The sequence below is a fragment of the Polynucleobacter sp. IMCC 30228 genome (assembly GCF_021395205.1).
Lineage (GTDB): Bacteria > Pseudomonadota > Gammaproteobacteria > Burkholderiales > Burkholderiaceae > Polynucleobacter.
Window position 1 is genome coordinate 268,191 of the sequence record NZ_JAJVCS010000001.1, and the last position, 20,174, is coordinate 288,364.

At 45.7% G+C, this 20,174-nt stretch carries 34 protein-coding genes; 6 read left to right on the top strand and 28 right to left on the bottom strand.

Annotation, left to right across the window (positions count from 1 at the left end; translation table 11 throughout):
- Window positions 1-11: 11 nt before the first annotated feature.
- Complete coding sequence (locus LZT21_RS01370) at window positions 12-497, top strand: shikimate kinase (RefSeq protein ID WP_233989252.1); 486 nt, start codon at window positions 12-14, stop codon at window positions 495-497.
- Window positions 494-1,576, top strand: coding sequence for a 3-dehydroquinate synthase (gene aroB, locus LZT21_RS01375; protein WP_233923264.1), 1,083 nt, complete (start codon window positions 494-496; stop codon window positions 1,574-1,576). The genes LZT21_RS01370 and aroB overlap by 4 nt, the downstream gene beginning before the upstream one ends.
- Here the strand turns inward: aroB and cyaY are convergent.
- Entirely contained in the window at window positions 1,573-1,977 is a 405-nt protein-coding gene (gene cyaY, locus LZT21_RS01380) for an iron donor protein CyaY (RefSeq protein WP_233923265.1), read from the bottom strand. The two genes, aroB and cyaY, sit on opposite strands and share 4 nt — an antisense overlap.
- Window positions 1,978-1,994: 17 nt before the next feature.
- On the opposite strand from cyaY, the gene LZT21_RS11905 reads away from it, so the two are divergent.
- Entirely contained in the window at window positions 1,995-2,201 is a 207-nt protein-coding gene (locus tag LZT21_RS11905) for a lipoprotein (RefSeq protein ID WP_370634749.1), read from the top strand.
- Window positions 2,198-3,517 (top strand): diaminopimelate decarboxylase, encoded by a 1,320-nt coding sequence (lysA, locus tag LZT21_RS01385; protein ID WP_233989122.1) that lies wholly within the window; start codon window positions 2,198-2,200, stop codon window positions 3,515-3,517. The genes LZT21_RS11905 and lysA overlap by 4 nt, the downstream gene beginning before the upstream one ends.
- 13 nt (window positions 3,518-3,530) lie before the next feature.
- Here lysA and LZT21_RS01390 read toward each other — a convergent pair whose 3' ends face one another.
- Window positions 3,531-4,295: a cytochrome c gene (locus LZT21_RS01390; protein ID WP_233923267.1), complete on the bottom strand. Its 765-nt coding sequence runs from the start codon at window positions 4,293-4,295 to the stop codon at window positions 3,531-3,533.
- 103 nt (window positions 4,296-4,398) lie between these two features.
- Here LZT21_RS01390 and yihA point away from each other — a divergent pair, with 103 nt between their 5' ends.
- Together yihA and hemB are read left to right on the top strand one after the other, a co-directional pair.
- Complete coding sequence (yihA, locus tag LZT21_RS01395; protein WP_233923268.1) at window positions 4,399-5,076, top strand: ribosome biogenesis GTP-binding protein YihA/YsxC; 678 nt, start codon at window positions 4,399-4,401, stop codon at window positions 5,074-5,076.
- Window positions 5,077-6,078 (top strand): porphobilinogen synthase, encoded by a 1,002-nt coding sequence (gene hemB, locus LZT21_RS01400; RefSeq protein WP_233923269.1) that lies wholly within the window; start codon window positions 5,077-5,079, stop codon window positions 6,076-6,078.
- A 16-nt stretch (window positions 6,079-6,094) separates the two neighbouring features.
- On the opposite strand, the gene dsbD is transcribed toward hemB, so the two are convergent.
- The 26 genes from dsbD to rplB all read right to left on the bottom strand — a co-directional run bounded on the left by dsbD (window position 6,095) and on the right by rplB (window position 20,173).
- Window positions 6,095-7,804, bottom strand: a complete 1,710-nt coding sequence (gene dsbD / locus LZT21_RS01405; protein ID WP_233923270.1) for a protein-disulfide reductase DsbD — start codon at window positions 7,802-7,804, stop codon at window positions 6,095-6,097.
- A 74-nt stretch (window positions 7,805-7,878) separates the two neighbouring features.
- Window positions 7,879-8,274, bottom strand: coding sequence for a 50S ribosomal protein L17 (gene rplQ, locus LZT21_RS01410; RefSeq protein WP_233923271.1), 396 nt, complete (start codon window positions 8,272-8,274; stop codon window positions 7,879-7,881).
- 12 nt (window positions 8,275-8,286) lie between these two features.
- Window positions 8,287-9,270 (bottom strand): DNA-directed RNA polymerase subunit alpha, encoded by a 984-nt coding sequence (gene rpoA / locus LZT21_RS01415; RefSeq protein WP_233989123.1) that lies wholly within the window; start codon window positions 9,268-9,270, stop codon window positions 8,287-8,289.
- A 23-nt stretch (window positions 9,271-9,293) separates the two neighbouring features.
- Entirely contained in the window at window positions 9,294-9,917 is a 624-nt protein-coding gene (gene rpsD, locus LZT21_RS01420; RefSeq protein WP_233923273.1) for a 30S ribosomal protein S4, read from the bottom strand.
- Between the two features lie 123 nt (window positions 9,918-10,040).
- The gene (gene rpsK / locus LZT21_RS01425) at window positions 10,041-10,448 is read right to left on the bottom strand and encodes a 30S ribosomal protein S11 (RefSeq protein ID WP_233923274.1); all 408 of its coding nucleotides are present in this window, start codon (window positions 10,446-10,448) and stop codon (window positions 10,041-10,043) included.
- Between the two features lie 18 nt (window positions 10,449-10,466).
- Complete coding sequence (gene rpsM, locus LZT21_RS01430) at window positions 10,467-10,832, bottom strand: 30S ribosomal protein S13 (protein ID WP_233923275.1); 366 nt, start codon at window positions 10,830-10,832, stop codon at window positions 10,467-10,469.
- Window positions 10,833-10,856: 24 nt separating this feature from the next.
- Complete coding sequence (rpmJ, locus tag LZT21_RS01435; RefSeq protein ID WP_233923276.1) at window positions 10,857-10,973, bottom strand: 50S ribosomal protein L36; 117 nt, start codon at window positions 10,971-10,973, stop codon at window positions 10,857-10,859.
- A 35-nt stretch (window positions 10,974-11,008) separates the two neighbouring features.
- Window positions 11,009-11,227, bottom strand: coding sequence for a translation initiation factor IF-1 (gene infA / locus LZT21_RS01440; RefSeq protein WP_015420252.1), 219 nt, complete (start codon window positions 11,225-11,227; stop codon window positions 11,009-11,011).
- Window positions 11,228-11,229: 2 nt separating this feature from the next.
- Window positions 11,230-12,573: a preprotein translocase subunit SecY gene (secY, locus tag LZT21_RS01445; RefSeq protein ID WP_233923277.1), complete on the bottom strand. Its 1,344-nt coding sequence runs from the start codon at window positions 12,571-12,573 to the stop codon at window positions 11,230-11,232.
- Window positions 12,574-12,585: 12 nt separating this feature from the next.
- The gene (rplO, locus tag LZT21_RS01450; RefSeq protein ID WP_233923278.1) at window positions 12,586-13,026 is read right to left on the bottom strand and encodes a 50S ribosomal protein L15; all 441 of its coding nucleotides are present in this window, start codon (window positions 13,024-13,026) and stop codon (window positions 12,586-12,588) included.
- A 27-nt stretch (window positions 13,027-13,053) separates the two neighbouring features.
- Complete coding sequence (gene rpmD / locus LZT21_RS01455) at window positions 13,054-13,248, bottom strand: 50S ribosomal protein L30 (protein ID WP_233923279.1); 195 nt, start codon at window positions 13,246-13,248, stop codon at window positions 13,054-13,056.
- Window positions 13,249-13,272: 24 nt separating this feature from the next.
- Window positions 13,273-13,791, bottom strand: a complete 519-nt coding sequence (rpsE, locus tag LZT21_RS01460; RefSeq protein WP_233923280.1) for a 30S ribosomal protein S5 — start codon at window positions 13,789-13,791, stop codon at window positions 13,273-13,275.
- A 21-nt stretch (window positions 13,792-13,812) separates the two neighbouring features.
- Complete coding sequence (rplR, locus tag LZT21_RS01465) at window positions 13,813-14,166, bottom strand: 50S ribosomal protein L18 (protein WP_233923281.1); 354 nt, start codon at window positions 14,164-14,166, stop codon at window positions 13,813-13,815.
- A gap of 12 nt (window positions 14,167-14,178) precedes the next feature.
- Window positions 14,179-14,712 (bottom strand): 50S ribosomal protein L6, encoded by a 534-nt coding sequence (gene rplF, locus LZT21_RS01470; RefSeq protein WP_233923282.1) that lies wholly within the window; start codon window positions 14,710-14,712, stop codon window positions 14,179-14,181.
- Between the two features lie 10 nt (window positions 14,713-14,722).
- Window positions 14,723-15,118: a 30S ribosomal protein S8 gene (rpsH, locus tag LZT21_RS01475; protein WP_233923283.1), complete on the bottom strand. Its 396-nt coding sequence runs from the start codon at window positions 15,116-15,118 to the stop codon at window positions 14,723-14,725.
- A 25-nt stretch (window positions 15,119-15,143) separates the two neighbouring features.
- Window positions 15,144-15,449, bottom strand: coding sequence for a 30S ribosomal protein S14 (gene rpsN, locus LZT21_RS01480; protein WP_233923284.1), 306 nt, complete (start codon window positions 15,447-15,449; stop codon window positions 15,144-15,146).
- A gap of 9 nt (window positions 15,450-15,458) precedes the next feature.
- The gene (gene rplE, locus LZT21_RS01485; RefSeq protein ID WP_233923285.1) at window positions 15,459-16,001 is read right to left on the bottom strand and encodes a 50S ribosomal protein L5; all 543 of its coding nucleotides are present in this window, start codon (window positions 15,999-16,001) and stop codon (window positions 15,459-15,461) included.
- A 16-nt stretch (window positions 16,002-16,017) separates the two neighbouring features.
- Window positions 16,018-16,326 carry a 50S ribosomal protein L24 gene (gene rplX, locus LZT21_RS01490; RefSeq protein ID WP_233923286.1) on the bottom strand — a complete coding sequence of 103 codons (309 nt, stop codon included), beginning with the start codon at window positions 16,324-16,326 and terminating at the stop codon, window positions 16,018-16,020.
- Between the two features lie 22 nt (window positions 16,327-16,348).
- The gene (gene rplN, locus LZT21_RS01495; RefSeq protein ID WP_233923287.1) at window positions 16,349-16,717 is read right to left on the bottom strand and encodes a 50S ribosomal protein L14; all 369 of its coding nucleotides are present in this window, start codon (window positions 16,715-16,717) and stop codon (window positions 16,349-16,351) included.
- A gap of 193 nt (window positions 16,718-16,910) precedes the next feature.
- Window positions 16,911-17,180, bottom strand: a complete 270-nt coding sequence (gene rpsQ / locus LZT21_RS01500) for a 30S ribosomal protein S17 (RefSeq protein ID WP_233923288.1) — start codon at window positions 17,178-17,180, stop codon at window positions 16,911-16,913.
- A gap of 9 nt (window positions 17,181-17,189) precedes the next feature.
- Window positions 17,190-17,384, bottom strand: coding sequence for a 50S ribosomal protein L29 (gene rpmC, locus LZT21_RS01505; protein ID WP_233923289.1), 195 nt, complete (start codon window positions 17,382-17,384; stop codon window positions 17,190-17,192).
- Window positions 17,385-17,398: 14 nt separating this feature from the next.
- A complete protein-coding gene (rplP, locus tag LZT21_RS01510) occupies window positions 17,399-17,812 on the bottom strand; it encodes a 50S ribosomal protein L16 (protein WP_233923290.1) in 414 nt (137 codons plus the stop codon).
- Between the two features lie 2 nt (window positions 17,813-17,814).
- Entirely contained in the window at window positions 17,815-18,690 is an 876-nt protein-coding gene (gene rpsC / locus LZT21_RS01515; RefSeq protein WP_233923291.1) for a 30S ribosomal protein S3, read from the bottom strand.
- 8 nt (window positions 18,691-18,698) lie between these two features.
- Window positions 18,699-19,031 (bottom strand): 50S ribosomal protein L22, encoded by a 333-nt coding sequence (gene rplV, locus LZT21_RS01520; RefSeq protein ID WP_233923389.1) that lies wholly within the window; start codon window positions 19,029-19,031, stop codon window positions 18,699-18,701.
- Between the two features lie 7 nt (window positions 19,032-19,038).
- Window positions 19,039-19,317, bottom strand: coding sequence for a 30S ribosomal protein S19 (gene rpsS / locus LZT21_RS01525; protein WP_233923292.1), 279 nt, complete (start codon window positions 19,315-19,317; stop codon window positions 19,039-19,041).
- A gap of 25 nt (window positions 19,318-19,342) precedes the next feature.
- A complete protein-coding gene (gene rplB, locus LZT21_RS01530) occupies window positions 19,343-20,173 on the bottom strand; it encodes a 50S ribosomal protein L2 (protein WP_233923293.1) in 831 nt (276 codons plus the stop codon).
- Window position 20,174: the final 1 nt, after the last annotated feature.

A 20,174-nucleotide genomic window follows, 5' to 3' on the forward strand; every position in this document is an offset into this window, starting at 1 on the left:
TAATTGGTCTCATGGGGGCTGGTAAGTCTACCGTAGGGAAATTATTGGCGCGCAAACTAGGACGCCGTTTTATTGATAGCGACCATGCGCTTGAAGAGCGCTGCGGCGTCAAAATTCCCCTTATCTTCGAAATGGAAGGTGAGTCCGGGTTTCGTAAACGTGAAGCCCAAATGATTGCCGAGTTAACTCAAGAAAATGACATTATTTTGGCTACGGGTGGTGGCTCAATTCTTGCACCTGAAAATCGGCAGGCCTTAAGCAAACGAGGGGTTGTCATTTATTTGCACGCTAACCCCAATGAGTTGTGGCATCGAACTAAAGGCAGTGAGGGCAGGCCCCTCCTACAAAATGGCGACCCACGGCAAATTTTGACAACGCTGTATGCAGAGCGTGATCCCCTTTATCGCGGTATTGCCACGCATATTATTGAAACTGGCAAGCCCAGCGTCAATCAATTGGTTCATACTTTGTTGATGCAGCTAGAATTAAGCCCATGAATACACTCAAGGTCGAACTGGGTAAACGTAGTTATCCCATTTATATTGGAAGTGATTTAATCTCCCAAGGCAGTCTCTTTCATCCCCACCTTAAGGGTGAGGTAGTTTTCATTGTGACCAATACAACTGTTGCGTCATTGTATGCAGAGGCGCTCACCAAAACTCTTGAGCAACTAAAAAAACGGGTGCATCTGATCGTTTTACCCGATGGCGAGTCTTACAAAGATTGGACTCATTTACAAACGATTTTTGATGTCCTGCTGCAATCTGGGGCTGATCGCGATACTGCCATTATTGCGCTCGGTGGTGGGGTCATTGGCGACATGGCTGGCTTTGCTGCAGCAAGCTTTATGCGTGGCATTCGCTTTATTCAAGTTCCAACGACTTTATTAGCTCAAGTAGATTCCTCGGTGGGCGGAAAAACGGGCATTAATCATCCGCTGGGTAAAAATATGATTGGCGCTTTTCATCAACCCGTGGCTGTCATTGCCGATTTACGCACCTTACAATCATTACCTCCCCGTGAACTTTCGGCAGGGCTGGCGGAAGTCATTAAACATGGTGCTATGGCTGATATTCATTTTCTGGCTTGGATCGAAAAAAATACGGCTGCCTTGTTGGCCTGCGAGCCTGCTGCGCTAGCGCATGCTGTACTACGCTCTTGTGAAATTAAAGCGGCAGTGGTAGCTGCCGATGAACGTGAAAGCAACGTTCGTGCAACCTTAAATTTTGGTCATACGTTTGGGCACGCAATTGAAGCTGGCCTGGGATATGGCAAATGGTTACATGGGGAGGCGGTTGGTTGCGGAATGGTTATGGCTGCCGATCTCTCGATGCGCTTAGGCAAAATTCAAGCCCCCGAGGTGCAGCGCCTAAAGCAGCTCATTCATGCCATGGGACTACCGACTGAAGCACCAAAGTTCGGGCTTGAGCGCTACTTCGAATTAATGCAATTAGATAAAAAAACCGCGGGCGGTCAAATTCGCTATGTGGTTCTTAACCCGCTAGGTGCAGCTATCATTGAAGCCGCCCCCGCATCACTAGTTCAAGAAACTTTACTTGCTACTGGCGCTGCTTAAGGTTGATGCCGGCCTAAAGTTACCGCTTGACCAGCCTGCGCACTAATAAATTGCGTTAAATCGCTTAATAGCTCTTTGCCTGTTTTATAGTCGATCCACAGTGGTGATGAAGTAGTACCAGCCCAGCGATAATGAAAACCGCCAGCCTTAGCTGCTACCCAAATTTCGTGCAAGGGGGGTTGGCTATTAACAACAATGACGCTACGATCACGAAAACGAATATTAATCACATTGCCACCCTGTCGCTCAACATCTAAATCAAGATCTAACTGATCATCGGCGGCCTCAAGCGTAATCTCGAGCGAGTGTAAGAGTTGACTGGCTAGCTGATGAAATTGTTTATCGTCAATGGGTTCAGCGGCTGGGGTATTTACTGGATGCTGCATGCTATATTCAATCATTCGTTTTAGAGACTTTCATGATAGCGATTCTTATTCGAGCCTTTAGATTTAGCATCATAATATCCCTCATAGGATGTGGGGTAAGAGGGCCCCTGTATTTGCCAAGCGTGCCAAATATACCGCCGATTCCTGCCCAAGTTGAACCAAAAGGTAAGTTGTACCCAGCTCCCGGCCCAAATACCGCTGTTGATAATAAGGAGGCCTCACCTGAGGAAAGCAAATGAGTCAAGCAAAACATCACAATTCCTTACCGGCCTTGCAAAGCTTGCTAGGGTTTTCTGTACGTGATGACTGCTGGTTTATTGAAGCACTCCCCTTAGCCCAACTGGCGGCGCAATTTGGTACGCCACTCTATGTTTATAGCAAACGTGCTTTGGTGGCTGCATTTGCTGCCTATGAAGAAGCCTGCTTTAACGCACAAGGCAAAAGACGAGCGCGAATTTTCTTTGCAGTGAAAGCCAATAGTAATCTTGCAGTAATGAATTGCTTTAAAGAGCTTGGCGCAGGCTTTGATTTAGTTAGTGGCGGGGAACTCGAACGCGCACTTGCAATTGGCGCCGATCCAGCAAGCTTAGTTTTTGCAGGGGTTGGTAAATCTGCTGCTGAAATTCGGCTGGCCCTTACGGTTGGAGTGAAATGCTTCAATGTTGAATCTGTTGCCGAGCTTGAACAAATTAATCAGATCGCAGCAGAATTATCTTGTCGTGCGCCAATTTCTTTGCGAGTGAATCCCGATGTCGATGCACAAACACATCCCTATATTTCTACTGGACTCAAAGATAACAAGTTTGGTATTGCTTATCATGAAACGCTAAAAACCTATCGTGAGGCTGCCTTACTTTCGCATCTTGATATCGTGGGAATTGATTGTCATATTGGCTCACAAATTACCTCTACCGCGCCTTATTTGGACGCGCTTGATAAAGTACTTGATTTAGTAACACAACTTAAAAAAGAGGGGATTAAGTTACGACACCTCGATTTAGGAGGTGGACTTGGGATTGATTATGGCGATGAAAGTTCGCCTGCTATCACCGAATTTACTAACGCGCTTTTAGATCGGATTGCTGAACGCGGCTTTGCCAACCTAGAAATTCTTCTTGAGCCTGGGCGCTCATTAGTGGGTAATGCAGGCGTCTTGCTCACGCGCGTCGAATATATCAAACTTGGAGCGAGTAAAAATTTTTGCATAGTAGATGCGGCGATGAATGATTTATTACGCCCTGCACTTTATAGCGCGTATCACGCCATTGTGGCAGTTCAAAATAATGAGGCTGAAACACAAATTTATGATGTAGTTGGACCAGTTTGTGAATCGGGAGACTGGCTTGGTAAAGATCGGGCTCTGGCAATTAAAGCAAATGATGTTTTGGCGATTTTATCGACCGGGGCTTATGGCTTTACGATGGCATCGAATTACAACACTCGCCCTCGAGCAGCTGAAGTGATGGTCGATGGCAACCAAGCTTATATCATCCGTGAACGCGAAACCGTTGCTGAGTTGCTCTCAAAAGAGCGTCTCTTACCGCAAAAAAAATAGTACTTCGCCAGCCTTAATGCAGTCCAGCCATGTAATCGGTAACGGCCTTCATTTCAAGATCAGATAGTTTGACAGCGATCATATTCATTTGTACATTTTTACGGGTGCCATCGCGGAAATACCCCAGTTGTACAGCGTTGTATTCTGCCCATTGCCCACCCAAGCGGGGGTATTGCGCTGGAATACCAGCCCCATTTGGACTATGGCAAGCCGCACAAGCAGGAATGCCTTTGGCAGCGATGCCACCACGATAAATGAGTTGTCCGAGCTCGAGGGTCGCCTTATCTTGCGCCTCGCCTTGGGGAGGTGCCTGTTTTACTAAAAACGCAGCCAAATTCAACATATCTTGCTCGGTTAAGGTCGCCGCCATACCCATCATGATGGGATTAGCACGCGTGCCGTCCTTATAACTTTTTAATTGCTTAGCTAAATAAGTTCCATGTTGCGCGGCTAACTTAGGCCAAGTTGCCACGGCGCTCATCCCCTTGGGGCCATGACACGTAATGCAAGCCACTACGCCGCGGCTAGTATCACCGCTGTTATAGAGGGCCTCGCCCGCGGCGGCATCGCCCTTGGTAGGCTTAGCCGCTATAGCTACTGGCGCTGGGGCTACAGCGGTAGCCGTGGCTGAAGCAGGAACTGCAGCAGTTGGTGCTGGCTTGGCGGGCTCGTTAGCAATGGCCACAGAGCCGCTAGCAGATAATATGAAAATACTGCAAAGGCCTAAAAACAGCTTTTTTAAGCGACTTAATTTGGAGATTTGGGTGCTATGACGCATTATGTTTACCTTGGCAAAAATTCCTTAGAAGATTTGGCTGGCTATTGCTGGCCAAATCCCGCAGATCTTAATATTTTATGTGATTTTACAATAGCTTCCAGACATGTCTAAACTCTTTCAATCCCGCTTTTTTACCACCGTAAACGATTTGCATTGTCTGCCCCAGGGCCCCCTGCGGGAAGTAGCCTTTGCCGGGCGCTCAAATGCTGGCAAATCGAGCGCTATTAATGTTTTATGCAATCAAAAGCGCTTGGCTTTTGCGAGTAAAACGCCGGGGCGGACTCAACATATTAATTATTTTGGCGTGTTTGCAAAAGATGATTTATTAGCCTATCTCGTTGATTTGCCCGGCTATGGCTATGCCGCCGTCAATCATGAAACCCGCTACCACTGGAATAGTTTAGTCAGCGACTATTTGCAAGAACGCCCCGAACTAGTTGGCATGATTTTAATCATTGATTCACGCCGCGGGATGACTGACTTAGATGAACAAATGATTCAATGGTTTTTACCGACCGGTAAACCAATTCATTTACTTTTAAGTAAATGCGATAAGCTCAACCATACCGAGTGTCGTCATACCCTAGAGGCCGTAGAGAAAAGATTAGCTGAATTAGCTGGGCCGGCAGTCAATTTGGCTGGGCCCCAGCCGCAAATTACTGCGCAACTCTTTTCCAGTACAAAACGCATTGGGCTGGTAGAAGCAGATAAAATTATTATTAATTGGTTATTTGCTGTTCCGACTCTGCCTGATGTCTTCACCCAAACCGAGGAAAACTAAATGAACCCACTCCATTTTCCTGCTCATCGTCCGCGTCGTATGCGCCGCGACGATTGGTCTAGAAGATTAATGCAAGAAAACCGCTTAACGGTAGATGATTTAATTTATCCGGTTTTTTTATTAGAAGGCAGCAAGCAATCGCAAGCAATTGCTTCAATGCCTGGAATCAATCGACTCTCGCTCGACTTACTTTTTGAGGTTGCTGAAGAATGTCTTGAGCTTGGAATTCCTGTGATGGCACTTTTCCCTGTCATTGATCCAACCCTAAAAACACCTGATGGCAAAGAAGCGCTAAACCCTAATGGTTTAATTCCGCGCGCAGTCGAAGCTTTGAAAACACGCTTTCCTAATTTAGGCATCATGACAGATGTCGCCCTTGATCCCTATACCAGTCATGGCCAAGATGGCATCTTAGATGAACAAAATCGCCTACTCAATGATGTCACTACTGCTGTTTTGGTACAGCAAGCAATAACACAAGCGCAAGCAGGGGTTGATATTGTTGCACCTTCAGACATGATGGATGGGCGTATTGGCGCAATTCGTCGAGAGCTTGAAAAGTTAAATTTGATTCATACCCGCATCATGGCCTATTCTGCTAAATATGCTTCGGCTTTTTATGGCCCATTTCGTGATGCCGTTGGTTCGGCAAAAAATTTAGGTAAAGCCGATAAAAAAACGTATCAAATGAATCCGGCTAATAGTGCCGAAGCCCTTTCAGAAACAGCGCTTGATATTAGCGAAGGCGCCGATATGGTGATGGTAAAACCGGGTATGCCCTATCTGGATATCGTTCGTCAAGTTAAAGAGGCATTTTCTTATCCAACTTATGTATATCAAGTTAGTGGTGAGTACGCCATGCTCAAAGCTGCTGCTCAAAATGGTTGGCTTGATCATGATGCAGTCATGATGGAAAGCTTAATTGCCTTTAAACGTGCCGGCGCAGACGGCGTCCTAACTTACTTTGCTTTAGAAGCCGCGCGCCAATTAAAAAATAACTAAATGTCTTAAAAATCGCTTATTTAAGCGAGTTTAAGTAGACTAAAAAACGGTTTGCCGCCATAAACCCAATGATCCGTTGGGTTGTTTGCTCGCGCCCCTCGGCATCAAAAAATAGTATTGCGGGTGGCCCAAATAGATTAAATTGCTTGAGCAACGCTTGATTTTCGGGTGTATTTTTGGTCACATCGGCCTGCACTAAGACAAACTTACTTAAGGCTTGAGCAACGGCTGGATCAGCAAAAGTAAGGAGTTCCATTTCTTTGCAACTAATACACCAATCGGCATAAAAATCGAGCAACACAGGGCGCCGCTCTATGTTCGCTTTTTCAAGCACCTGCTTTAATTCGGCTGAGGATTGAACAACAGTAAAGTGTAAATTTGCTGCGATGGTACGTTGCGAATTTTGCTTGGATGGGCTTGCTTGCTGAGTTTGAAAGAGTGCTTGCGACCCTGAAAAAAGGGCTGGCCAGACAATCCAAATTGCCAGAGCCACCAATAAAACACCCAGGATGCGCTGTAACCATAACATCCATGCGCCTGTGTTGGGGACCAAAACCCGCGCCTCGAGGGCAATCAAGAGTAGAGGCAAACCCATGCCGATAGCCATAATAAATAACAAGCTGCCGCCAAGTGCTACCGAGCCAGTTTGGGCAATAAATGCCAATACCCCAGCTAATGGTGCCGTAATGCATGGGCTAGCAATTAGGGTTGAAAGCCCACCCAGGATAAATGCACCAATAATGCTGCCGCCCTTTTGGCGCCCAGCAAACTGATCAATGGTCTGTTGCAGTGCATGCGGTAAACGTAAGTGATAAAACCCAAATAAACTGCCGGCCAAAGCTAATAAAACTAGGCCAAAAGCCAATAAGACCAAGGGATTTTGTAGCGCTGCTTGAGCGCCACTGCCAAGCGCAGCCATGAGCATTCCTGCGATTGAATAGAGGCTAGCCATACCCAAGATATAGGCAATGGCTAAGACGGCAGCCCGGCTTTTTTTAATTGACTTAGCAGGGTCTGAATTGAAGAGAATACTCGACAAAATAGGCAACATGGGTAAAACGCAGGGGGTAAATGCCAGCGCAATTCCTAAAATAAAAAATGCTAAAAATAGGTAAGGAATAGATGCTTGAGCTAAAAATTGATTGACTGCGTTGATATCTTCACGCTGCCCCCATAAGCTAACTAAACTCAATTTTTCTGAGGGTGGTGCGATCTCCGTTGTATCGGGCAATGGTTGGGCCTTAACACCAGGGGCTGCTAAGTTAAAGTTTAAGGTCATCGGTGGGTAGCAAATTCCACCATCTGCACAACCTTGCAATTGAATTTGCAAACGCAAACCCTTAACTCGATTACTGAATGCATCAGCTGCTTTACCTATACTACTGATGGCCTGATCTAAATTAATTTGAACTTGAAATGGGGTCTTGTAAATAATAAGATTTTTATTAAAAGTAGGATCAAATTTATTTTCTCCGGCGGGTAAGGGGGGCTGAAACTGATAGGTTGGCTGCCCATTTTCAAGCACATGAAATTGCAATGAATGCTGATAAATGTAATATCCTTTAACGGGTTTGAAATCAATTTCAACCTGCGTTCTATTTTCTAGCCAAGTGGCTTGCACTTGAAACGCTTTTTCTGGTGGTAAAAAATCAGGCGCTGCAAAAGCGCTGGAAATGAATAAACAAAAGGTGAGTACTAGCTTAAGTAGTGTGTTATGTATTTGCATCAATTTAATTCGGTCCTATATAAATGAAAAAGCCAGACCGAAGTCTGGCTTTTCACTATACCCCATACTCACAATTAAGTTGAACTCTCTTCAGCTACAACCTCTTCAACAATAGGGCGATCAACCAATTCAACCAAGGCCATAGGCGCATTATCGCCCTGCCGAAAGCCAAACTTTAAGATGCGTAAATAACCGCCTGGGCGTGTAGCATAACGCGGCCCAAGCTCGGCAAATAATTTAGCAACAATGTCGCGATCTTGCGTGCGGTTGTAAGCTAAACGCCGATTCGCTAAGCTATCTTTCTTGCCTAAAGTAATTAAGGGCTCAACAACCATGCGCAATTCTTTTGCTTTTGGTAGAGTGGTTTTAATTACTTCATGCTCCAAAAGCGAATTCGACATATTACGCAGCATCGCTAAACGATGCGATGAGGTTCGATTAAGTTTGCGTAAACCGTTTCCGTGACGCATGATGCTTCCTTTCTAATTATTTCCAAGGTTAGCAGGTGGCCAACTCTCAAGTTTCATCCCAAGGCTTAAGCCACGAGCCGCTAACACGTCTTTAATTTCATTTAATGATTTACGACCTAAATTAGGCGTCTTTAACAACTCATTTTCAGTGCGCTGGATTAAATCGCCAATGTAATAGATGTTTTCTGCTTTTAAGCAGTTAGCGGAACGCACAGTTAGCTCGAGATCGTCGACTGGGCGCATTAACATCGGATCAACCATCGAAGAGCGGCTAGGTACCAAATCGCCTGAAATTTCGCTACTTTCTAATGCTGCGAATACAACTAATTGATCGACCAAAATACTAGCTGCTTGACGAATCGTCTCTTCAGGTGTCATGACGCCATTAGTTTCAATGGTCATCACCAAGCGATCTAAGTCGGAACGCTGTTCAACACGAGCTGATTCAACTGCATAGCTAACACGAGTAACGGGGCTAAAAGAAGCATCTAAAACAATGCGGCCAATAAGCTTAGTTGTTTCATCATGATACTGACGCATATTGCCGGGCACATAACCACGCCCTTTTTCCACTTTAATTTGCATATCTAATTTACCACCGGCAGCTAAGTGGGCAATGACATGATCTGGATTAATAATTTCTACATCGTGGGGTAAATCGATATCTTTAGCGGTGACCACACCAGGCCCATCTTTACGTAAATTAATCGTCACTTCATCACGTGACTGCAATTTGAAGACTACACCTTTAAGATTGAGCAAGAGATTAACAACATCTTCCTGCACGCCATCGAGCGTTGAATACTCATGAACCACACCTGAAATAGCGACCTCAGTTGGCGCAAAGCCAACCATCGATGACAACAACACACGGCGTAAAGCGTTTCCCAGCGTATGGCCATAGCCACGTTCAAATGGCTCCATCACCACTTTAGCTTGATTGGGGGTAAGTGCTTCTACTGAAATAATTTTTGGCTTGAGCAAGTTTGTTTGCATATGTTTTCCTTATGGGTGCCTAATTAGCGCGAATATAATTCGACGATCAAACTTTCATTAATATCACCGCTGATTTCTTCGCGGTCGGGCACTTGCTTAAATGTTCCTTCGAGCTTTGCCGCATCAACTGAAACCCAGCTAATGACGCCAGTTTGCTGAACCAAATTCAAAGATTCTTGAATGCGGTTTTGCTTCTTCGCTTTTTCACGAATTGAAATTACATCGCCAGGTTTAACCTGAATCGATGGAATATTTACTGCACTGCCATTTAACATGACTGCACAATGAGAAACTAATTGGCGTGCTTCGGCGCGTGTTGAGCCAAAGCCCATGCGATAAACCACATTATCAAGACGTGACTCTAGTAACTGCAGGAGGGTTTCACCCGTATTACCTTTTCGACGCTCGGCCTCGGCAAAGTAACGACGAAACTGGCGCTCTAAAACCCCATAAATTCGTTTTACTTTCTGCTTTTCACGTAACTGATTGCCATAATCAGAGGTGCGTGAGCCCGATGTCCGTCCATGCTGACCAGGCTTGCTATCAAGCTTGCACTTGTCTGACAATGAACGCCGAGCGCTCTTTAAAAATAGGTCGGTTCCTTCCCGACGAGATAACTTGGCCTTAGGGCCTAAATAACGTGCCACGATGCTTTCCTTTCTTTGCCGCAGTCTTTCGACCAGCGGTTAGTTCGCTTTAGATTCAAACGAACAGTGGGCTTAAACAATTAAAAAATAAAACTTTTAAAAACCAAATAACAACAATAAAACTTAAATACGACGACGCTTAGGCGGGCGACAGCCATTATGCGGCACTGGGGTTACATCCTGAATCTCAGTAATTTTGATGCCCAATGAATTTAACGCACGCACAGCAGATTCACGTCCTGGGCCTGGGCCCTTAATTTGTACTTCTAAATTTTTAATCCCACATTCAATCGCTGCTTTACCTGCTACTTCTGCAGCTACTTGAGCTGCAAACGGGGTTGACTTGCGTGAGCCCTTAAAACCCTGTCCGCCAGAAGTAGCCCAAGATAAGGCATTCCCTTGACGATCAGTAATCGTAATAATGGTGTTATTAAAAGATGCGTGCACGTGCGCGATGCCGTCGGCAACGTTCTTTTTTACTTTTTTGCGAGCACGCTGAGCGGTTGCTGCTGCGGTTTGTGGTTTTGCCATTTCAGTACGCTTTCTTGATTATTTCTTCAGTGCAATGCCAGACTTACGCGGGCCCTTGCGGGTACGTGCATTCGTCTTGGTACGTTGGCCGCGAACCGGCAAGCCCTTACGATGACGTACGCCACGATAACAGGCTAAGTCCATCAAACGTTTGATGCTCATTGTGACTTCACGGCGTAAATCGCCTTCGGTCGTCAATTTGCCAACCTCATCACGGAGCTTTTCTAAATCAGCGTCTGTGAGATCTTTAATTTTTTTATCAAAAGCAACACCAGTAGTTTGACAAATTTTTCTAGCTTGGGTTGTACCAATGCCATAGATTGCCGTCAAACCAATAACGGTATGTTGATGATTTGGGATATTGACCCCAGCGATACGTGCCATGAGATTTCCTCTTTATTAACCGAATCAGCCTTGGCGCTGCTTATGACGTGGATCTGACGAGCAAATCACACGCACAACGCGTTTACGCTTAATGACCTTGCAATTTCTGCAAATAACTTTTACGGATGCTAAAACTTTCATCATTCACCTCTTTAAATATGCTGACTACTTCATCACTACTTCGCACGGAAAATAATTCTTGCGCGCGTTAGGTCGTAAGGAGTCATCTCCACCGTTACCTTATCCCCTGGCAGAATGCGGATGTAATGCATACGCATCTTCCCTGAAATATGACCCAAAACAACATGCCCGTTTTCCAACTTCACCCGAAACATTGCATTGGGTAAATTTTCTATAATCTCACCCGCCATCTGAATAACATCATCTTTAGACATAATTACAGTGCGGAGCCCATCTTAAAATTGGCTTTTTTCATTAAAGAGCCATACTGCTGTTGCATCACAAATGATTGCACTTGCGCCATAAAATCCATGGCAACAACCACAATAATTAATAAAGAGGTACCACCAAAATAAAATGGCACGTTGTACTTCAGTACTAAAAATTCAGGCAATAGGCAAACTAAAACCATATAGATGGCGCCGCCTAAAGTAAGTCGTACTAATATTTTGTCGATATAGCGAGCGGTTTGTTCGCCTGGGCGAATTCCTGGTACAAATGCGCCGCTTTTCTTTAAGTTTTCAGCAGTATCTTTACTATTAAATACGAGTGCTGTATAGAAAAAACAAAAGAAAATAATTGCTGCAGCATAAAGAATCGTATAAACCGGCTGACCAGGGGCTAACGTTGCGGCCAAATCTTTCAGGCCGCGACTAAACATATTGCTATTTTCGCCTGAGGTAAACCAACCGGCGATGGTGGCTGGAAATAAAATAATTGATGAAGCAAAAATAGGGGGAATAACGCCCGCCATATTCAACTTCAGCGGCAGATGCGACGATTGGCCGCCGTAAACTTTATTGCCTACTTGGCGCTTGGCATAATTGACTAAGATACGCCGTTGACCCCGCTCGACAAAAACCACAAAATACGTTACGCCAATGACAATAGTCACAATTAAGATGGCTGACAGAACATTCATTGAACCTGTACGCACTAGCTCGAGCAAGCTACCTAAAGCGCTGGGAAGTCCTGAAACAATGCCACCGAAAATAATAATCGAAATACCATTCCCAAGACCACGCTCGGTAATTTGTTCACCAACCCACATCAAAAACATTGTGCCCGTAACCAAAGTAACTACAGTATTTAAGCGAAATATCATGCTTGGATCAATGACTAGGCCAGGCTGAGCCTCAAGCGCAACAGAAATTCCGAGGGCTTGAAAAGTTGCTAATAAAACTGTGGCGTAGCGCGTGTACTGGGTAATTTTTCTCTGCCCTGCTGGACCCTCTTTTTTCATGGCCTCAAGTGAGGGCAGCACAATGGTCATGAGCTGCATAATGATGGAAGCCGAGATATACGGCATGATGCCAAGCGCAAATACCGTAAAGCGCGATAACGCACCGCCTGAAAATAAATTAAACATCCCTAAAATGCCATCTTTTTGGCCGGCAAATAACTGGGCCAACTGATCAGGATCAATTCCAGGCACGGGAATATGTGCGCCAATGCGATATACCAGTAAAGCGAGCAAAAGGAACACTAAGCGACGACGTAAGTCACCGAACTTATTGCCCGATTGCGCAATGCTGGAGATAGTAGGTGTCGCGATTGCCATGGGATTAGTAAATTAAACTGCTTCCAAAACTTGGCCGCCAGCCGCTTCAATTGCTGCCTTAGCACCAGCTGTAGCTGTTAAGCCCTTTAAAATAACAGCGCGCTTCAGTTCACCAGTTTTAACGACTTTTACTGCCTGAATTTGTTCGCCCGCTAAACCATGTTGTCTTAACACCAACAAATCGACCTCGGCTACACCCATTTTTTCTAAATCATTCAGGGTAATTTGGCCAACGTGGCGACGTGTTAAAGAAACGAAACCGCGTTTTGGCAAACGACGATACATCGGCATTTGACCGCCTTCAAAGCCAACTTTATGAAAACCACCCGAGCGCGATTTTTGGCCTTTATGGCCACGACCCGCAGTTTTACCTAAGCCTGAGCCTATGCCACGGCCAACCCGACGACGATTTTTCTTGGCACCAGCTGCAGGTTTAATTGTATTAAGTTGCATTTTTTTACCTATTTACTTTCTGATCTTTTAGCTAATGACCTTGATCAAATAAGAAACCTTATTCATCATGCCGCGCACCGCTGGGGTATCTTGCAATTCTGAAACTGAATTAATACGGCGCAGCCCTAAGCCACGCACAGTTGCGCGATGGCTTTCACGAGTGCCCACCAAACTGCGCACCAGCTGCAATTTGACTTTTGGATTGGATTGATTTGTTGTCATAATTAATTCCTATTCTGGATCTGCTCAACCAAGAATTTCTTCCACTGATTTACCGCGCTTAGCGGCAATTTCAGCCGGAGTACTCATCTTGCTTAAACCGTCAATGGTTGCGCGTACCATGTTGTAAGGGTTGGTAGAGCCAATCGACTTAGCAACTACATTGGTCACGCCCATCACGTCAAAAATAGCGCGCATTGGACCACCAGCAATCACTCCCGTACCTTCTTTAGCGGGCGACATTAAGACTCGTGAGGCGCCATGTTGGCCAATAACCGAGTGCTGTAAGGTACCCTTACGAAGGGGTACCTTAATCATTTTGCGACGCGCTTCATCCATCGCCTTTTGAACAGCGACTGGGACTTCTTTTGATTTACCTTTGCCCATACCAATTCGGCCATCACCGTCACCAACTACAGTTAATGCGGCAAAACCCAGAATCCGCCCGCCTTTAACTACCTTAGTAACGCGATTAACTGCAATCATCTTTTCGCGAAGACCATCATCGCGTTCTTCAGATTGCATTTTGGTTTGCATTTTTGCCATGTTTTTTCCTAAACCCAATAATTAGAACTTGAGGCCGGCTTCGCGTGCTGCCTCAGCCAATGCCTTAATTCGTCCGTGATAACGGTGACCAGAGCGATCAAATGCCACATCGACAATGCCGGCCTTAACCGCACGCTCAGCAATTAATTTGCCAATTTGTTGCGCTGCTGCACTGTTGCCGCCATTTTTAAGCGCCTGGCGTAAATCTTTTTCCATTGTTGAGGCAGCCGCTAGCACCTTAGTGCCACAGGGGCTATACACTTGCGCAGAAATGTGCGCGTTACTGCGAATCACTGTAAGGCGATTAGCAATCTGCTCTGCAATTCGAATACGCGTTTGGCGTGCACGCCGTTGTCTTGATTCGTCTTTATTCATAGATGATCTCGCTTACTTCTTCTTAGTTTCTTTCAGATGAACTACTTCGTCGACATAGCGTACGCCTTTGCCTTTATAGGGCTCGGGTGAACGATACGCACGCACTTCAGCAGCAACCTGACCAACTTGTTGCTTGCTGGCGCCTTTAATGATAATTTCCGTTTGCGACGGAGTTTCTGCTTTTACGCCTTTTGGCAGGTTATAAATAATGTCGTGCGAGAAACCCAATTGCAATTTTAGGGCGTCGCCCTGAGCTTGCGCGCGATAGCCTACGCCAACCAAACTCAATTTACGCTCAAAGCCTTGTGTGACACCCAGCAACATATTGTTCACCAAAGCACGAGTCGTGCCTGACAATGCGCCTGCTTCTGGTGAGCTATCTTTTAACTCAACGATAATCATTCCGTCGGCCTGCTGCAAACCAATAGAGGGATGTAAATTGTGCGTCAAGGTTCCCAGTGGGCCTTTAACCGTCACCAAAGCGCCACTAATATTAATTTCTGCGCCCTTAGGCACTGGAATGGGGGATTTACCGACTCTAGACATAAAGATCTCCTTAGGCGATATAGCAAATAACTTCGCCGCCCACGCCGGTAGCGCGTGCTTTGCGATCAGTCATTACGCCTTGCGGGGTCGAAATAATTGCCACTCCCAAACCATTCATTACTTCAGGAATGTCATGGCGCCCTTTGTAGATGCGCAAACTCGGAGTTGATACTCGGTCAATACGCTCGATGACAGGACGGCCTGCATAATATTTAAGTTCAATTTTTAGCACTGGCTTAGCTGCTTCGCCTTGAATTTCAAAACCATCGATATAGCCTTCATCTTGCAAGACTCTAGCAATGGAAACTTTAATTTTTGATGACGGCATAGTAACGTTTGGTTTTTGCACCGCTTGCGCGTTGCGAATCCTTGTTAACATGTCGGCGATTGGATCGCTGATGCTCATAAGTTCTCCTGAATTCTTTCGCCGCTTACCAGCTGGCCTTGGTTAAACCGGGGATCTCGCCACGAAAAGCGATCTCACGAATTTTGCCGCGCGCCAAACCAAACTTTCGGAATGTGCCGCGTGGCCGACCGGTTAATGAACAACGATTTCGTTGACGAATCGGGCTTGCATTTCTGGGTAGGGCTTGCATCTTTAAGCGAGCTTCGTAGCGCTCTTCATCGCTTCTTGAAGTATCTGCGATGATGGCTTTAAGTTCGGCGCGCTTTACCGCATATTTTTCAGCACATTTAATGCGCTTTTTTTCGCGCTCAATCAGGGACATTTTTGCCACGTTAACCTCTTAATTGCGGAAAGGAAATTTAAACGCTGCCAAGAGTGCTTTCGCTTCCTCATCAGTTTTGGCAGTAGTAGTAATGCTTACATTGAGACCACGCAGGGAATCAATTTTGTCGTACTCAATTTCGGGGAAAATAATTTGTTCTTTCACACCGATGTTGTAATTACCGCGACCGTCAAAAGCCTTACCTGAGATACCGCGGAAGTCGCGAACTCGGGGTAATGCGACGGTGACGAAGCGATCTAAAAACTCATACATCTTTGCGCCACGCAAAGTTACCATGGCGCCAATGGGATAACCTTGACGAATTTTAAAACCGGCAATGGCTTTGCGTGCCTTGGTAACAACTGGTTTTTGACCGGCAACTTTAGTTAGGTCGCTAACGGCATTTTCAATAATTTTCTTATCGTTTACTGCTTCACCTAAACCCATGTTAAGCGTAATTTTGGTCACACGTGGCACTTGCATTACCGACTTATAGCCAAACTTCGCCATTAAGTCAGTAACCACTTTATTTTTGTAATGTTCTTGAAAACGGGTGCTCATAATATCTCCAAATTCCTTAAGCGCTTAAGCTTGTGCCAGTGGTTTTCAAATAGCGGACCTTTTTGCCATCAGCCAGCTTAATACCCACGCGTGATGCTTTGCCGTTGCTATCAAGCAATGCAACATTGGAGATGTGGATAGGCATGACTTTGTCAATCATTCCACCCGTAACACCTGCGGCAGGATTTGGTTTGGTCGCCTTTTTGTAGATGTTGACACCTTCTACCACAAGCTTTTCTGCCAGCACGGTTGTCACTGTGCCGGTTTTACCTTTATCTCGACCCGTTAATACCACCACCGAATCACCTTTACGAATTTTTTTCATATCAGCCTCTTAAATCTCTGCTTTAAATAACTTCTGGAGCAAGCGAAACAATTTTCATAAACTTCTCGGTGCGTAATTCGCGCGTTACTGGTCCGAAAATACGGGTGCCGATTGGCTCTAATTTAGCGTTCAATAGCACCGCTGCATTTTCATCAAACTTAATGAGGGATCCGTCTGGGCGCCGCACGCCTTTGGCTGTACGTACGACCACAGCATTATAAATATCGCCTTTTTTAACGCGGCCACGTGGTGCAGCAGACTTCACGCTGACTTTAATGACATCGCCAATATTGGCATAGCGTCGTTTAGACCCACCCAATACTTTGATGCATAACACTTCACTGGCGCCTGTATTGTCGGCAACCTGCAATCTACTTTCGGTCTGAATCATTTTTAATCCCCAACTTATTGGCCAAAGGCAAACAGTCTTGGTTCCGTCTAAGGGCTCTGGCAGAACAGCCAAAACCCGGAATTAATGAAAATACACTCTCGTTTACTGCATTGTTTACTGCGAAAAGCCCATGATTCTATAACGAATTATGGGGTCTGGCAAGCAAATTCCCCTTATAACCCTGGAATATTCCTTAAATACCTCTTGAAGCCTCAACCAACCGTGTAACTACCCATGATTTCGTACGTGAAATAGGGCGGGACTCGGCAATTTCAACGGTGTCGCCCATTTTGTACTGACCAGCTTCATCATGCGCGTGGTATTTCTTAGAATGGCCAACATATTTGCCATACAAGGCGTGCTTAACTTGACGCTCAACCAACACTGTCACGGTTTTTTGCATTTTGTCGCTTACCACTCGTCCAATTAAAGTGCGGCGTAAGGGTGTAGAAGTTTCTGTCATATGCCCACCTTATTTCTGTACAGTTTTTTGGGTAATAAAGGTTTTTACGCGTGCGATGTCGCGCTTGACCTTACCCAATTGACTGGTATTTTGAAGTTGTTGAGTGCCTTTTTGCATGCGCAGCTTGAAGCTGGCTTTGAGCAATTCTGAAAGTTCGCTATTTAAAGCACCCAGATCTTTTGTTTGTAAGTCTTTATTTGTCATATTCATCTACCTAATTAGCCCAGATGGCGAATTACGAAGGTGGTTTGGAGTGGCAATTTAGCTGCAGCCAGCTTAAAAGCTTCGCGCGCCAATGCCTCATCAACACCATCCATCTCGTATAAAACCTTACCTGGCTGAATTTCTGCCACGTAATACTCAGGATTACCTTTGCCGTTACCCATACGTACTTCAGCAGGTTTTTGTGAAATAGGCTTATCGGGGAAAATACGAATCCAAATTCGACCGCCACGCTTAATGTGGCGCGTCATGGCTCGTCTTGCTGATTCAATTTGGCGGGCAGTTAAACGCCCGCGACCCACAGCCTTTAAGCCAAAATCGCCAAATGATACAGAGCTACCACGAGTAGCAACGCCTGTATTACGGCCTTTTTGCTCTTTACGAAATTTGCGACGCTTAGGTTGTAACATACTTAATCTCCTGACTTCTTCGTATCAGCAGCAGGGGTTGCGTTTTCTGCAGCACCCACTTCAACTGCTTTACGTACCCGCTTCACAAGGGGCTTAGTTGTTACTTTTGGTTTGTCATCTGCTGCTACTGCCGCCTTATCGCCAGCTGGACCACGACGTGCAGTTTTGGCAGGAGCGCGACGGGATTTTTTATCATCAACACTAGGCTCAATGGCTGGCGCACTGGCTACGGGTGGCGCTTCAGCACCACGGCCCAAGGTATCGCCCTTATAAACCCAAACTTTTACGCCAATGATGCCGTAAGTAGTTTCTGCTTCCGAGGTCGCGTAATCAATGTCGGCCTTCAAGGTATGCAATGGCACGCGGCCCTCACGGTACCATTCGCGGCGCGCAATTTCTGCACCATTTAAACGACCTGAAGACATAATTTTGATGCCTTGAGCACCCAAACGCATTGCGCTTTGCATGGCACGCTTCATTGCCCTACGGAACATGATGCGTTTTTCAAGTTGTTGTGTGATCGAATCTGCAATTAACTGCGCATCCACTTCTGGCTTACGAATTTCTTCAATATTGACATGCACAGGAACGCCCATACGCTTTTGTAATTCGCGGCGAAGCACTTCAATATCTTCGCCCTTCTTGCCAATAACAACACCTGGGCGTGAACTATAAATTGTGATCCGCGCATTTTTTGCAGGGCGCTCAATAATGACTTTACTAACGGATGCATTCTTTAATTTCTTTTTGAGATAAAGACGAACATCAACGTCTTCTTTCAGCATCTTGGCAAAATCGGTATTGTTAGCATACCAACGTGAAGTCCAATTCTTGGTTACCGAGAGTCGGAATCCAGTGGGATTTATTTTTTGGCCCATAACTTTCCTTAATTACTCAGGGTCACACAAATGTGACAAGTTTGTTTTTCAATTTGATTACCACGGCCCTTAGCGCGCGCAGTAAAACGTTTTAATGACGTTGCTTTATCGACAATGATGGTGGCTACTTTGAGCTCATCAATATCGGCACCTTTATTGTGCTCAGCATTTGCGATCGCCGATTCAACTACTTTTTTAACAATAAAAGCTGCCTTCTTTGGGCTGAAATTTAAAATATGCATTGCGCGAGCAATTGGCAAACCACGAATTTGATCGGCGACCAAACGCGTTTTTTGTGCCGAAATACGGGCGCTTTTATGAGTTGCTTTCACTTCCATCATCATCCCCTTACTTCTTCACAACTTTCTTATCGGCCGAGTGACCTTTGAAAGTACGGGTCAAGGCAAACTCACCTAGCTTATGACCCACCATGTTTTCTGATACGTAGACTGGCACATGCTGACGTCCGTTATGCACAGCTAACGTCAAGCCAATGAAGTCTGGCAATATTGTGGAACGGCGCGACCAAGTTTTGATCGGCTTTTTATCTTTATTGGCCTGTGCAACTTCAACTTTTTTTACCAAGCTGGCATCACAAAATGGGCCTTTTTTCGCGGAACGTGTCATGTATTTTTCCTTAATCGCTTAGTCATTAACGCTTCTGACGACGCTGAACAATCATGGTCGTCGTGCGCTTATTGCGACGCGTACGATAACCTTTGGTTGGCGTTCCCCATGGCGATACAGGTACACGACCTTCGCCAGTTTTGCCTTCACCACCACCATGTGGGTGATCAACTGGGTTCATTGCAACGCCACGTACAGTTGGACGAATTCCCCGCCAACGATTTGCGCCTGCCTTACCAATTTGGCGCAAGCTGTGTTCTTCATTGCCCACTTCACCAATTGTGGCGCGGCACTCAATTAACACCCGACGAACTTCGCCTGAGCGTAAACGGACTTGAGCGTAAACGCCTTCGCGCGCTAACAATACTGCCGAAGCACCCGCAGAGCGAGCAATTTGTGCGCCCTTGCCTGGCAACATTTCAACGCAATGGATCGTGCTACCAATCGGAATATTACGAATCGGTAAATTGTTGCCCGCCTTAATTGCAGCCTCAGAGCCATTCATAATTTGTTGGCCAACAGTCATGCCTTTAGTGGCAATGATGTAACGCCTTTCGCCATCAGCGAATAACAATAAAGCAATGTTGGCGCTGCGATTGGGATCGTATTCCAAGCGCTCTACTTTTGCTGGCACGCCATCTTTATCATTCCGCTTGAAATCTACTACCCGATAATGGTGTTTATGACCGCCACCCTTATGACGAGTAGTGATGTGGCCATTATTATTACGGCCTGCTTTTTGAAACTGTGGTTCAACTAACGCTGCAAAAGGCTTGCCTTTATGCAGATCGGGATTGACCACCTTGACCATTGAACGACGACCTGGCGAAGTCGGTTTTGTTTTCATCAGTGGCATG

Bases quoted from the DNA above. Each gene is read 5' to 3' on its own strand.
- LZT21_RS01370 (WP_233989252.1), top strand. From the start codon at position 12: ATGGGGGCTGGTAAGTCTACCGTAGGGAAATTATTGGCGCGCAAACTA.
- aroB (WP_233923264.1), top strand. From the start codon at position 494: ATGAATACACTCAAGGTCGAACTGGGTAAACGTAGTTATCCCATTTAT.
- cyaY (WP_233923265.1), bottom strand. From the start codon at position 1,977: ATGATTGAATATAGCATGCAGCATCCAGTAAATACCCCAGCCGCTGAA.
- LZT21_RS11905 (WP_370634749.1), top strand. From the start codon at position 1,995: ATGATAGCGATTCTTATTCGAGCCTTTAGATTTAGCATCATAATATCC.
- lysA (WP_233989122.1), top strand. From the start codon at position 2,198: ATGAGTCAAGCAAAACATCACAATTCCTTACCGGCCTTGCAAAGCTTG.
- LZT21_RS01390 (WP_233923267.1), bottom strand. From the start codon at position 4,295: ATGCGTCATAGCACCCAAATCTCCAAATTAAGTCGCTTAAAAAAGCTG.
- yihA (WP_233923268.1), top strand. From the start codon at position 4,399: ATGTCTAAACTCTTTCAATCCCGCTTTTTTACCACCGTAAACGATTTG.
- hemB (WP_233923269.1), top strand. From the start codon at position 5,077: ATGAACCCACTCCATTTTCCTGCTCATCGTCCGCGTCGTATGCGCCGC.
- dsbD (WP_233923270.1), bottom strand. From the start codon at position 7,804: ATGCAAATACATAACACACTACTTAAGCTAGTACTCACCTTTTGTTTA.
- rplQ (WP_233923271.1), bottom strand. From the start codon at position 8,274: ATGCGTCACGGAAACGGTTTACGCAAACTTAATCGAACCTCATCGCAT.
- rpoA (WP_233989123.1), bottom strand. From the start codon at position 9,270: ATGCAAACAAACTTGCTCAAGCCAAAAATTATTTCAGTAGAAGCACTT.
- rpsK (WP_233923274.1), bottom strand. From the start codon at position 10,448: ATGGCAAAACCACAAACCGCAGCAGCAACCGCTCAGCGTGCTCGCAAA.
- rpsM (WP_233923275.1), bottom strand. From the start codon at position 10,832: ATGGCACGTATCGCTGGGGTCAATATCCCAAATCATCAACATACCGTT.
- rpmJ (WP_233923276.1), bottom strand. From the start codon at position 10,973: ATGAAAGTTTTAGCATCCGTAAAAGTTATTTGCAGAAATTGCAAGGTC.
- infA (WP_015420252.1), bottom strand. From the start codon at position 11,227: ATGTCTAAAGATGATGTTATTCAGATGGCGGGTGAGATTATAGAAAAT.
- secY (WP_233923277.1), bottom strand. From the start codon at position 12,573: ATGGCAATCGCGACACCTACTATCTCCAGCATTGCGCAATCGGGCAAT.
- rplO (WP_233923278.1), bottom strand. From the start codon at position 13,026: ATGCAACTTAATACAATTAAACCTGCAGCTGGTGCCAAGAAAAATCGT.
- rpmD (WP_233923279.1), bottom strand. From the start codon at position 13,248: ATGACAACAAATCAATCCAATCCAAAAGTCAAATTGCAGCTGGTGCGC.
- rpsE (WP_233923280.1), bottom strand. From the start codon at position 13,791: ATGGCAAAAATGCAAACCAAAATGCAATCTGAAGAACGCGATGATGGT.
- rplR (WP_233923281.1), bottom strand. From the start codon at position 14,166: ATGAATAAAGACGAATCAAGACAACGGCGTGCACGCCAAACGCGTATT.
- rplF (WP_233923282.1), bottom strand. From the start codon at position 14,712: ATGTCTAGAGTCGGTAAATCCCCCATTCCAGTGCCTAAGGGCGCAGAA.
- rpsH (WP_233923283.1), bottom strand. From the start codon at position 15,118: ATGAGCATCAGCGATCCAATCGCCGACATGTTAACAAGGATTCGCAAC.
- rplE (WP_233923285.1), bottom strand. From the start codon at position 16,001: ATGAGCACCCGTTTTCAAGAACATTACAAAAATAAAGTGGTTACTGAC.
- rplX (WP_233923286.1), bottom strand. From the start codon at position 16,326: ATGAAAAAAATTCGTAAAGGTGATTCGGTGGTGGTATTAACGGGTCGA.
- rplN (WP_233923287.1), bottom strand. From the start codon at position 16,717: ATGATTCAGACCGAAAGTAGATTGCAGGTTGCCGACAATACAGGCGCC.
- rpsQ (WP_233923288.1), bottom strand. From the start codon at position 17,180: ATGACAGAAACTTCTACACCCTTACGCCGCACTTTAATTGGACGAGTG.
- rpmC (WP_233923289.1), bottom strand. From the start codon at position 17,384: ATGACAAATAAAGACTTACAAACAAAAGATCTGGGTGCTTTAAATAGC.
- rplP (WP_233923290.1), bottom strand. From the start codon at position 17,812: ATGTTACAACCTAAGCGTCGCAAATTTCGTAAAGAGCAAAAAGGCCGT.
- rpsC (WP_233923291.1), bottom strand. From the start codon at position 18,690: ATGGGCCAAAAAATAAATCCCACTGGATTCCGACTCTCGGTAACCAAG.
- rplV (WP_233923389.1), bottom strand. From the start codon at position 19,031: ATGATGGAAGTGAAAGCAACTCATAAAAGCGCCCGTATTTCGGCACAA.
- rpsS (WP_233923292.1), bottom strand. From the start codon at position 19,317: ATGACACGTTCCGCGAAAAAAGGCCCATTTTGTGATGCCAGCTTGGTA.
- rplB (WP_233923293.1), bottom strand. From the start codon at position 20,173: ATGCCACTGATGAAAACAAAACCGACTTCGCCAGGTCGTCGTTCAATG.